This is a genomic window from Amycolatopsis sp. NPDC006131, from assembly GCF_040614175.1.
Taxonomy (GTDB): domain Bacteria; phylum Actinomycetota; class Actinomycetes; order Mycobacteriales; family Pseudonocardiaceae; genus Amycolatopsis_E; species Amycolatopsis_E tucumanensis.
Window position 1 is genome coordinate 17,666 of the sequence record NZ_JBEXTX010000103.1, and the last position, 11,047, is coordinate 28,712.

Annotated in this window: 11 protein-coding genes; all 11 read right to left on the reverse strand. The window is 72.5% G+C overall.

Annotation, left to right across the window (positions count from 1 at the left end):
• Positions 1–7 precede the first annotated feature (7 nt).
• The 11 genes from ABZ215_RS34955 to ABZ215_RS35005 all read right to left on the reverse strand — a co-directional run bounded on the left by ABZ215_RS34955 (position 8) and on the right by ABZ215_RS35005 (position 10,948).
• On the reverse strand, positions 8–1,069 hold the full coding sequence (locus ABZ215_RS34955; RefSeq protein WP_354954627.1) for an MSMEG_0565 family glycosyltransferase: 1,062 nt from the start codon (positions 1,067–1,069) through the stop codon (positions 8–10).
• On the reverse strand, positions 1,066–1,899 hold the full coding sequence (locus tag ABZ215_RS34960) for a carbon-nitrogen hydrolase family protein (RefSeq protein ID WP_027929428.1): 834 nt from the start codon (positions 1,897–1,899) through the stop codon (positions 1,066–1,068). Before ABZ215_RS34960 ends, ABZ215_RS34955 begins: the two co-directional genes overlap by 4 nt.
• Positions 1,900–1,903: 4 nt before the next feature.
• Complete coding sequence (locus ABZ215_RS34965) at positions 1,904–2,764, reverse strand: carbon-nitrogen hydrolase family protein (protein ID WP_354954629.1); 861 nt, start codon at positions 2,762–2,764, stop codon at positions 1,904–1,906.
• Positions 2,761–4,128: an MSMEG_0567/sll0787 family protein gene (locus ABZ215_RS34970; RefSeq protein WP_354954631.1), complete on the reverse strand. Its 1,368-nt coding sequence runs from the start codon at positions 4,126–4,128 to the stop codon at positions 2,761–2,763. Before ABZ215_RS34970 ends, ABZ215_RS34965 begins: the two co-directional genes overlap by 4 nt.
• Positions 4,129–4,132: 4 nt before the next feature.
• Positions 4,133–5,194 carry an MSMEG_0568 family radical SAM protein gene (locus ABZ215_RS34975; protein ID WP_354954633.1) on the reverse strand — a complete coding sequence of 354 codons (1,062 nt, stop codon included), beginning with the start codon at positions 5,192–5,194 and terminating at the stop codon, positions 4,133–4,135.
• A gap of 31 nt (positions 5,195–5,225) precedes the next feature.
• Positions 5,226–5,738, reverse strand: a complete 513-nt coding sequence (locus ABZ215_RS34980; protein ID WP_017982569.1) for an MSMEG_0572/Sll0783 family nitrogen starvation response protein — start codon at positions 5,736–5,738, stop codon at positions 5,226–5,228.
• A 42-nt stretch (positions 5,739–5,780) separates the two neighbouring features.
• Positions 5,781–6,599: an amidohydrolase family protein gene (locus tag ABZ215_RS34985; RefSeq protein WP_354954635.1), complete on the reverse strand. Its 819-nt coding sequence runs from the start codon at positions 6,597–6,599 to the stop codon at positions 5,781–5,783.
• Entirely contained in the window at positions 6,599–7,912 is a 1,314-nt protein-coding gene (locus tag ABZ215_RS34990) for an MSMEG_0569 family flavin-dependent oxidoreductase (RefSeq protein WP_354954637.1), read from the reverse strand. The genes ABZ215_RS34985 and ABZ215_RS34990 overlap by 1 nt, the downstream gene beginning before the upstream one ends.
• Positions 7,909–8,184, reverse strand: coding sequence for an MSMEG_0570 family nitrogen starvation response protein (locus tag ABZ215_RS34995; protein WP_354954639.1), 276 nt, complete (start codon positions 8,182–8,184; stop codon positions 7,909–7,911). The genes ABZ215_RS34990 and ABZ215_RS34995 overlap by 4 nt, the downstream gene beginning before the upstream one ends.
• A 126-nt stretch (positions 8,185–8,310) precedes the next feature.
• A complete protein-coding gene (locus tag ABZ215_RS35000; protein WP_354954641.1) occupies positions 8,311–9,798 on the reverse strand; it encodes an MDR family MFS transporter in 1,488 nt (495 codons plus the stop codon).
• A gap of 79 nt (positions 9,799–9,877) precedes the next feature.
• On the reverse strand, positions 9,878–10,948 hold the full coding sequence (locus tag ABZ215_RS35005) for a 2,3-butanediol dehydrogenase (protein ID WP_354954643.1): 1,071 nt from the start codon (positions 10,946–10,948) through the stop codon (positions 9,878–9,880).
• Positions 10,949–11,047 lie beyond the last annotated feature (99 nt).

Here is an 11,047-nt window from a genome sequence, read left to right on the forward strand (position 1 = left end):
AACGGCCTCACTCCGCCAGCAGCCCCCGGTACAGCGCCAGGTGCGCCCGCGCCGCGGCGCCCCAGTCGTAGGACGTGGCCAGCCTGCGGCCGGGTTCCCGCAGCCGGCCGGGGTCAGCCAGCGCGGCTCGCATCTGGTCGGCCAGCCCGGCGGGGCCGGAGGCGAACCGGGCGGCGCCGTCGAACACCTCACGCAGCACGGGGAGTTCGCGGGTGACCACCGGGACCCCGGCGGCCAGCGCCTCCATCGCGGCGAGGCCGAAGCCCTCCTTGGTCGAGGGGAAGGCGAACACGTCCGCCGCCGCGACCAGGGACGGCAGCGACTCGTGGGCGACCGGGCCCAGCACCACCGGCTCCACACCCAGCTCGGCAGCCCGCTTCTCCCAAGCCGTCCGGTAGTCGCGGTAGTCGAACAGCGTCTCGCCGCCCGCGATCACCAGCCGCACGTCCGGGTCAGTCTCACGCAGCAGGGCGTAGGCCTCCAGCAGATCCAGCGAACCCTTGCGCGGCTCGATCCCGCCCACCGACAACACAAACCGGCCCGACCATGCCGGATCCGGCTCGGCGGTGGCGAACCGCTCGTAGTCGACGCCGTTCGGGATCACCGTCGCCTCGACACCCCAGCCCTCGCGCAGCTCCCCGGCCACCGCGGCGGACACGCAGACGTGCGCATACGGGCGGCGGATCGCGCGTTCGTGGCAGGCGGCCAGCTCGGGCGTGGTGAAGTGGTCGATGTGGTGCACCGTGCGCACGACCCGCTCGACCGCGTTGGCGCTGATGCAGTCCTGGGCGTGCACGATGTCGTAGCCGCCCGGGTCGAACGCGGCCCGCAGCACCTCGATCGAACGCAGGATCCGCGGCCCCACGCCCTCACCTTCGACCTCCGGGAACGGCACGATCCGCACTGTCACCGCCGGGTCGACCGGGCGGAAGAACCCGCTGTCCCCACCGCGGCCCAGCGACCACACGGTCACCTCCGCGCCCTCGGCGGCCAGCGCCTCGGCCAGGGCCAGCGTGTGCACGACCCCGCCGCGCGGCTTCGTCGAGTAGCTGAGCAGGGCGATCCTCACGTGCGGCTCCAGTACGCGTCGGGTTTGCGCTCGGCCAGGTGGTGCAGCACCCGCCGCGCGGTGGCGACCTCACCGGCGACGTCGACCTCGGCGATCGCGATGCCGGCCTTGCTCCAGGTGCGGGCCAGGATGTCACCGCCCGGCCCGACCACCTTGGCCTGGCCCAGAAAACGCATTCCGCCCATCGCGCCGGTCTGGTTGGACGAGGCCAGCACCACCTGGTTCTCCGCCGCGCGCGCCTGGTCGTAGAGGTCGAACAACCGGGCCTGCCGGTCCTGCGACATGCGCGGCGCGCGGTTGGTGATGCTGGTGGGCCACGCCGACAGGCAGGCCAGGATCTCGGCGCCGTCGAGCGCGAGACTGCGCGCCGATTCCGGGAACGTCTTGTCGTAGTCGATGAGCATGCCCAGCCGCCCCACCGGCGAGTCGAACGCGGCGAAGGAGGTGCCTGCCGAGTAGGCGGCGACCTCGCCGGGCGGCTGGTGCACCTTGCGGTGCCTGCCGAGCACGCCGTCGCCGGTCACGCACACCGCCGCGTTGTAGCGCTGCTCGCCGTCGGCCTCGCAATATCCGACGCACACCACCATGTCCGCGGCGAGCGCGGCGATCTTGCGCAGGTGCACATCGTCCGGGGCGAGCGCGGGCGGCAGCGCGCCGGGGTCGGGGTGCCGCAGGTCGGCGAGGTACCCGCCGAGCGCGGCGTCCGGCAGCACCAGCAGCGCCACCCCCGAGGAGCGGGCGTGCTCGATGAGCGTGGCGATGCGCTGCAGGTCGAAGTCGAGGTCGCGGCCGAAGTGCGCGGCCACGGCTCCGATGCGGATGGTCCCCATCGCGTCAGTATCGCGCCGCGGCGAGTTCCTCCTCGCCGGTGGCCAGCGCCGGGTAGGCCGCCGGCCGCCGGTCCCGCAGGTGCCCCATGGACCGGCGCGCCGTTTCCAGCGCCTGCGGCACGTCGAGTTCGGCGACCGCGATGCCCTCGGCGACGCCGGTGCCGGCCAGGATCTCGCCGCCCGGGTCGACGACCTTCGCGCTGGCGACGAACCGCAGGTCGCCGAACGCGCCGGACTGGTTGGCCGACAGCCACACGATCTGGTTCTCCAGCGCCCGCGCCTGGTCGAACAGGTCGAAGCGGCGTTTCCACCGGTCCTGCGCGAGGTCCGCGGCGGGGTTGGTGCGGCTGCCCGGCCACGCCGAGACGCACACGCCGATCTCGGCGCCGTCGAGGGCGAGGCTGCGCGCGGACTCGGGGAACGCCTTGTCGTAGCAGATGAGCATGCCCAGCCGCCCGACCGGCGTGTCGAACGCGGCGAACCCGTCGCCCGCGCGGTAGGTGGCGTCCTCCGACAGCGGCTGGTGCACCTTGCGGTGGTTGCCCAGCACGCCGTCGCCGGTCACGCAGACGACGCTGTTGTAGAGCCGTCCTCCGGCGTGTTCGCAGTAGCCGGCGGTGACCACCATGTCGCCGGCGAGCGCGGCCAGCCGCTTGATCTCCGGACCGTCGAGGTCGAGGGGTGGTGGCCCGTCGGCGTCGCCGTCGAGGTTGGCCAGGTAGCCGCCGAGGCAGGCCTCGGGCAGGGCGAGCAGGCCGACGCCGTCCGCGCGGGCGGTGGCGATCAGGGCGGCGATGCGGTCGAAGTCGCATTCCAGGTCGCGGTCGAACGGCGCCGCGACCGCGGCCATCCGCAGGGTGCTCATGAGGTCCCCAATCCGGTCACCCCGGCCGCGATGGCCTGGGTCTGTTCTCCGTCCGGCCAGCGCAGCGCGACGCCGCGCCCGGCCACCAGCTCACCGCATTCGGCGCTCACCGCCGGTCCGGCGTCGAGCTCTGCCGACCCGGTGGTGAGCATCGCGAAGCCGGGGAAGCAGGTGAGCCAGTCGCCGGTGCTCGCGCCGCGGGGCCGGGGCACGGCGGCCACGTCGAGCACGGCGCCGCAGCCGCTGGCCTCGGCGAGCATCCCGAGCGTTCCGGCGATGCCGGCCATCGACACGTCCTTCGCCGCCGCGGGCCGTGCCCGGGCGACGGCGGTCAGCATGGCCCGCAGTTCCGGTGTGCGCCGGGAGGTCGTGGAATCCCATTGCCGTCCGGCGTAGCCGGGCCGCCACCGCCCGCCGAGGTCGGCGGTGAGCCGCACCCGCTGGCCAGGTTTTCCGCCGCCACCGGGCACCGGGGATTCCGTGCGGCCCAATGCGGTCACGGCGAGCGAGGCGGGCACGCCGAGTTGCGTGTGCCCGCCGAGCACGGGCACGCCGTAGGCCTGGCTCGCCCGGCGCAGCCCGCCGAGCACGCGGCTGGCGAACGACGCGTCACGCGCGCCGAGGGCATCCAGCAGCCCGACCGGTTCCGCGCCCATCGCGGCGAGGTCGTTGACGTTGACCAGGACCGAGCACCAGCCGGCCCAGTCCGGGTCGCGCTCCACCATGGACGGCAGGATCGCGTCGCACGCCGCCACCACGTCGCTGCCGGGCACCGGAACCCCGTCGTCGCCGACGAAACCGGGCACGCCGGTCAGCCCGGACAGCAGCGGCCCGAGGTCGCTCTTGGTCGCCCTGGCCAGCGCGGCGATGCGGCCGATCGGGTACCGCATCAGCACGTGCGGGGTGTCCGCGACCGTCACCGGGCGCACCCGGTCCCAGCCCAGCCGGGCGAACAGGCTCTCGTTGCGGGCCTGCACCGTGGCCTCGAACCGCAGCACCCCGGCGTTCTCGGCGTGCGCACAGGCGGCTCGCACCAGTGCCGGGCCCACGCGGCCCCGGCACGTGGGGTGCACCACCAGCCGCCCGCCCAGCCACCAGCCGATGTCCTCGGCGGTGGCCGGGCCGAGCCGGACACCGCCGATGACCGTGCCCTCCCGGTCGCGGGCGACGAGGACGACGGTGCGCGGGTCGTCGTCCCGCTCGTCCCGGTCGTGCGAGTCGAACAAACCCTGCTCGTGCACGAACACCTCGGTGCGCAAGGCGTGGTAGGCGCGCACCGCGACCGCGTCGGCCGGTTTGATGTGGAAGGCGGGACGCCGGGCCAGGGTCGCCGAATCGCCCAGCAGGGCCAGCACGTCGGGCATCACGTCAGGCTCCCGCCGCGCTCAGCACGCCACACGCCCCGCAGGCCGCGCAGCCGGCTTCCTGGTCCGCGCCGCGCATGTCCGCCTCCAGCAACAACTTCGCGACCCGCTCGCTCACGTCGCGCACCAGCGACGCGGGCGGCCCGGACACGCCGTCCCGCCGCGCGAGGGTGCCGGCCATCGGCCGCATCGGCACCACGAACGGGTACACGCCCCGTTCGATCAGCCGAGCCGCGCCGCTTACCAGCTCGTCCGGATCCTCGCCGAGCCCGATCAGCAGGTACGTGGAGACCTTGTTGCGGCCGAACACCCGCACCGCTTCGTCCCACGCGGCCTCGTACTCGGCCAGCGGCACCGAGCCCTTGCCGGGCATCCACCGCCGCCGGACCTCGTCGTCCAGCGACTCGACGTGGATGCCGATCGACGTCGCGCCCGCCGCACGCAGGTCGGCGATCACCGACAGCTCGCCCGGCGGCTCGATCTGCACCTGCACCGGCAGCCCCGGCACCGCGTCGAGCACCGCCTTGACGCAGCGGACGAGGTGCCGGGCGCCGCGGTCCGGGCCCGCCGTGGTGCCGGTGGTCATCACCATCTGCCGCACCCCGTCGAGCCGGACCGCGGCCTCGGCGACCTCGGCCAGCTGCGCCGGGGTCTTCGCCGCGACGGTGTCCCCGGCCTTGAGCGATTCCTCGATGGTGCAGAACCGGCACCGCTGGTCCTCGGCGTAGCGGATGCACGTCTGCACGACGGTCGTGGCGAGCACGTCCCGCCCGTGCAGCAGCGCGATCTTGCGGTACGGCACGCCGTCCGCGGTCTCCAGGTCGTAGAACTTCGGGCGGGACACCGGTTCCACGGTCAGCCCGAGGTCGATCCGTCCCTGGTAGACACGGCCGTCGCGCAGGGTGTAGGGGCTGTCCGGGTTCAGCGGCAGCGCCGCGTTCGCACCGTCGACGACGAGGTGCCCGTCGTCGCTCGGGCCGGCGCCCTTGCTGCGCCGCACGGGCGCGTCCCAGCGCACCCCGCGCACCGCGAGTTCGGTCCGGGCGTCCAGGTTGTCGGTCTTCACGCGCACTGCCTCCTCTTCCGTCAGCCCGGGGTCACCACATGTAGGTCGAGTTGATGATCGCCCCCTTGCGGGCGTAGTGGATGAGCGCGTCCTGCACGTCCAGCGGGTGCGTCGGGATGACGCCCTCGATCAGGTCCTCCTCCCGCAGCCCGTGCAGGGACAGCCCGAAGCGGCAGCAGTAGACCTTGCCGCCCTCCTTGATGAACGTCTTGAGCTGGTCGTTGATGTTGTGCTCACCGGGGAAGGCGGAGTTGCCCGTGGTGGGGAAACCGCGGGTGGCCATGGCGTTCATCGAGCCGGGGCCGTAGAAGTAGATGGCGGATTCGAAGCCCTTGCGCAGCGCGCGGGTGGCCTGCAGGATCGCCACGAAACTCACCGACGACTCGTGCGCGATGCCGTGCACGAGCGTGAAGTACGACTGGCCGGGTTCGGCCTGGTAGTCCGGGAACACCTTGGTGCCGCCGTAGATGCTGGAGCCCTCCGGCAGCGACGGGTGCGGGATCTCGTTGAGGCTCTGCTGCTCGGTCTCGGTCAGCTCGGACACGATGATTCTCCTTGTTGTTGCGGGGGTTGCCACGGGTGCGGATCACCCGTAGAGCTTGTCGAAGGTGCCGCGGAACACCAGTTCCGCGAGCTCGCCGTCGCCGGCCGCGGCGGCCAGCCGGGCGTACTCGCCGGCCTGGTCGCCCCACGGCTCGTCGCTGGCAAAGAGGATGCGGTCGCCGCCGATGCCGCGGCGGTCGACCTCGGCGGCCAGCCAGCGCGGCGCGAAGCCGATCGCCCAGGACAGGTCGGTGTAGACCTGTTTGCCCGCCGCGATCCAGTCGAAGAACCGGCTGCCCACGAGCTTGATGTGGCCGCTCATGCCGCCGCCGAAGTGCACCAGGTGCACCTTGACGTCGTCGCCGTAGTGCTCGACCAGCGTGCCGACCTCGTCGATGTCGGAGGCCGCGCCGGGGGAGGTGTGCACGTGGACGACCAGGTCGTGCTCGCGGGCGGTGGCGAAGATCCGGTCCAGGCCGGGGCGGCAGGCCGGGTCGGTGGGGCGGCCGCCGAGCAGGAAGCTCAGCTTCAGCGCCCGGACACCGGGTTCGGCGGCCAGGTTCAGCGCCTTCGCGGTGCGTTCGGCGTCGCGTTCCAGCGGGGAGACCCACAGGCCGGCGCGGATCCGGTCGTCGCGCTGGGCCGCCTCGACGCAGAGTTCGTTGAAGGAGAACGCGATTTTTGGGTCCGGCACCCCGTAGTTGGGGATGACCAGCGCGCGTTCGGTGCCTTCGGCGTCGAGGTCGGCGATCAGCTCGTCGATGGTGGCACGGGCGCCGAGGTCGGGGTGGACGGCGGGGCCGCCGTAGAACGGGTAGGCGGGCAGCACGCCGAGGTGGCGGTGCGCGTCGTTGACCGGCATCAGGCCACCGTCCGGGGAGCGGTCCAGTACTCGTCGGCCGGGTAGGTGCTGTCCGGGGTGCCCGCGATCCAGTGCAGCCCGTCGGTGCGGCGGTGCGTGGAGGCGATGTGCGCGGCCAGGTACTCGGCGTCGTCGGCGACGCCGCAGAACCGGCCGGAGCCCCAGGTGTGCTGCCAGGGCAGGCCGATGAAGTACAGGCCGGGGCAGCTGGTGACGCCGCGTTCGTGGGTCGGGTAGCCGCGGCCGTCGAACACCGGCACCTCGATCCAGCGGTGGTCGCGGCCGAACCCGGTGCTCCACACCACGGAGGTGATGCCCCTGGCGTGGAGGTCCAGTTCGGACGGTTCGGTGTCCGGCTGCCACACCGGGACGTACCGGTCCTCGTGTGGCGCGTCGATGCCGCGGGCGGTGATCCAGGCGTCGATGGAGTCCTTGATGCCTTCGGAGACGGCGTCGGCGGCGTCGAGGTTCTTCTGGAGATCCTGGGCGAAGGTCAGGCGCCCGCCGTCGATGCCGGTGAGCCGGCCGTAGAGTTGCATGCCGTCTCGGGCGAAGGCGCGCAGGTCGATGTCGCGTCCGCCGTCGCGGCCGGTGACGTAGTGGTTGGCGCGGAACCGGACGGCGTCGGCGTCGGCGAACTCGTCGATGCCGCGCCGGTAGTAGCCCATGTCGTCCAGCCAGGCGACGACGTCGCGGCCCCGGTAGCGGCGGGCGACGCGTGGCGCGCTGCCCACAGCGAGGTGCACGCGGCGGCCGGCCAGGTGCAGGTCTTCGGCGATCTGGCAGCCGGACTGGCCGGTGCCGACGACGAGCACGTCGCCCGGGGGTAGTTGTCCGGGATTGCGGTAGTCCGCGGAGTGGACCTGCACCAGGTGCCCGGGCAGCCGTTCGGCCATCCGCGGGATCAGCGGCACCTGGTAGGGGCCGGTGGCGAGCACGACGTGGTCGGCGGTGAGGTCACCCTCTGATGTGGACACCTGGAACCCGTGGGCGGTGCGGCGCAGCCGGGTCGCCTCGATCCCTTCGATGAGCGGGAAGTCGAAGGCGTCCCGGTAGGCGCGCAGGTAGGCGACGATCTCGTCGCGCACCATGAACCCGTCGGGATCGTCGCCGGGGTAGGGGAACCCGGGCAGGCGGCACTGCCAGTTGGGGGTGACCAGGCAGAAGGAGTCCCAGCGGCGGTCGGCCCACTCGTGGCCCGCGGTGTCGCGTTCCAGCACGACGTGGTCGATGCCGCGGGCGGACAGGCAGTGGCTCATCGACAGGCCGGCCTGGCCGGCGCCGACCACGACGACGGTGTGGTGGCCGTTCATCGCTCGAACCCCTCGACGACCCGGCCGTCCTCGAACGACTTCGCGCGGGCCTCGATGTCGGCCAGCTGGGCCGCCGCCTGAGCACAGCCGAACCCGTAGATGCGGCGCACGCGCTCCGAGGCCTGGGTCAGCGCAGTGCGGCTGCGGTCGACGAACTCGGCGACGGGATAGCTGTCCCCGGGAACGAAGAACTCCTCCACGACCGTGGAGGGCGAGTAGCATTGCTGAACGGAGGCGTCCGGCCAACGAACGCGAAAGACAATCTCCGGCACGGGTTTCCTCCCCATCTGCGGCGATGGGAGTAGTTCACCGGCCTGCGATGTCGGGGGCGTTGCATCCGGAACACCGGCTCGTTTCGGAACGAGGCCTTTGTTGCCAACGGGTTTCGCGGTGGTGGTTCAGCTTCGCCCGGGGTGGCGGGGGAGTAGGAGCGCCGGGACGATCAGCACCGCCGTCATGGCGAACGCCACCCAGAACGCGAAACCGAACGACTCGGCCAGGATGGGGGCCACCGTCGCCCTCGCGGCGGGTGGCATCGAGGTGATCTGGTTCGCCCCGGCGCCGACCGCGGGGATGCCGCGCGCGGCGAGTTCGCCGGTGAGGTGCTGGGTCAGCGCGGTCACCAGCAGCGCGCTGCCCAGCGAAGCCCCGATCTGCTGGATCGCCGAGAGCGTGGGCGCGGCGCGGGACACGGCGCGCCTGTCGAGCTGCGCGTACGCGGCGGCGAACGTCGGCATCATCACCGACCCCAGCCCCAGGCCGCGCACGAACAGCACCGCGCTCAGCCACCCGTACGACGTGCTGGTCCCGAGCAGGCCCAGCGGCGCGGTGCCCAGCAGCGCGAGCACGATGCCCACCGGCACGACGTAGCCCGCCCCGATCCGGTCGGTCAGCCGTCCGGCGAGCGGCATCGCCACCATCGCGCCGAGTCCTTGCGGCGCTATCAGCAGGCCCGCGGCCAGGGCGCCTTCACCTCGCGCGGTCTGGTAGTACAGCGGCAGCAGGAGCAGCCCGCCGAACAGCGCGACCGCCACGAGGAAGATCGTCACCGTGCCTGCGGTGAAGTACCGGTCGGTGAACAGCCGCACGTCGATCAGCGAGGCCGGTCCCCGGGCAAGGCTGTGCCACACGTACAACGCGAGGCCGGCGCCACCGGCGAGGAGCCAGGCGAGCACGCTCCACTGCCCGAAACCGCCCTGCGAGCTGGCCCGCGACAGGCCGTAGAGCAGCACGACGAGGCTCCCGGACAGCAGGACGAGCCCACGCACGTCGATCCGGCCGGGGTGCTCGGCCTCGCCGCCGCCGGGCAGCTTCCACACCGCCAGCGCGACCGCGCACGCCGCCACCGGCACGTTGACCAGGAAGATCCAGTGCCAGCTGGCGTACTCGACCAGCAGACCGCCGAGCACCGGGCCGAAGACCGGCCCGAGCAGCATCGGCACCCCGAGGATCGCCATCGCGCGCCCCAGCCGCGCCGGCCCGGCGGCCCGCGTGATGATCGTCTGCCCGCTCGGCAGGAGCATCCCGCCGCCGAGGCCCTGCACGATGCGGAACGCGATCAGGCTCTCGATCGACCACGCGCTCGCGCACAGCGCCGAACCCGCCGCGAACAACACCACCGACACGATCCACACCGGTTTGGTGCCGAACCGGTCCACGGCCCACCCGGTGAGCGGGATGACCAGGCCCACCGCAAGCAGGTACCCGGTGACGATCCACTGGGCCGTGGACAGGTTCCCGCCGAGCTGGCGGCTCACGGTCTCCAGCGCGACGTTGACGATCGTCGTGTCGAACACGACCATGATGAACCCGCACACGACGACGAGCCCGGTGACGACGACCTCGCGGTCGAGCTTCTCCGCACGCGCGGTGGTGGAGCGATCCATGACGGCTCCCGCAGGCTGCGACGAAGCTCCAAGCTACGCCCGCACCCGCCCACGCGCGAAACGGTTTCCGCCCGCCACGTCAGGCGAGCTGCTCCCGGGGTGAGACGAGGATCTTGACGTTGTCCTCCTTGTTGTCGATCAGCTCCCGGAACCCGCCGTCGACGAGGTCGTCGAGGGTGATCCGGCCGGTGATGAACCGCGACGCGTCGACCTTGCCCTCACGCAGCAGCGCGATGGTGCCGGCGTGGTCGCCGCAGTAGGCCAGCGAGCCGACCAGGTTGATCTCGCTCATCACCAGGTCGTTGACCGCCACCCGCGGCACGTGGCCCCAGATCGCGACGTTGACCACGGTCCCGCCGGGGCGCACCGACGAGATCGCCGACGCCAGGACCGCGTCGATGCCGGCGCATTCGAACGCCACGTCGGCGCCCGCGCCGTCGGTCAGGTCCCGGATCGCCTCGGTCGCGTCGTCGGCCGTCGGGTCGATGATGACGTCCGCGCCGGCGGGTCCGGCCTTCGCCTTCCGGGCGGCGGCCGGTTCCACCACGATCACCCGGCCGGCGCCGCGGGCCTTGAGCGCGGCGGCGGTGACGAGACCGATCGGGCCCGCGCCGTACACCGCAGCGGTGCCGCCCTCGGGGATCCCGGACAACCGCACCGCGTGGTAGCCCACGGCCAGTGGTTCGACCAGGGCGCCGATGTCGGTGGGCAGGTCGCCGAGCTGGTGGATCCACCGCTGGTCGACCACACACCGCTCGGCGAAGCCGCCCTCGTCGCCGGACAGGCCGATGAAGCCGAGGTTGCGGCAGATGTTGTAGCGCCCCGCCTGGCAGGCGGCGCACTTGCCGCACACGTGGTACGGCTCGACGGCGACGCGGTCGCCTTCGGCGATGCCGGTGACGCCCGGCCCGACCGCGGACACCACCCCCGCGAACTCGTGGCCCATCACCACGGGCAACGCGACCCCGGTGAGCGGGTGCGGCGATCCGGCCGGCGGGATGAAGATCGGGCCTTCCAGGTACTCGTGCAGGTCGGTGCCGCAGATGCCGCACCAGTCGACCGACACCTCGACTTGGCCTGGCCCCACCTTCGGGTCGGGCACCTCGTCGATCCGGATGTCGCCGGGACCGTGGAACCGTGCGGCTTTCATGGGACCTCCATAAGATTGTTGATGTTCAGGACGGGATGTTCTGGATGCCCAGGGCGATGGGGTGTGGCTGATGGGTTCTTGCCCCGTTGGGTGGCTTCC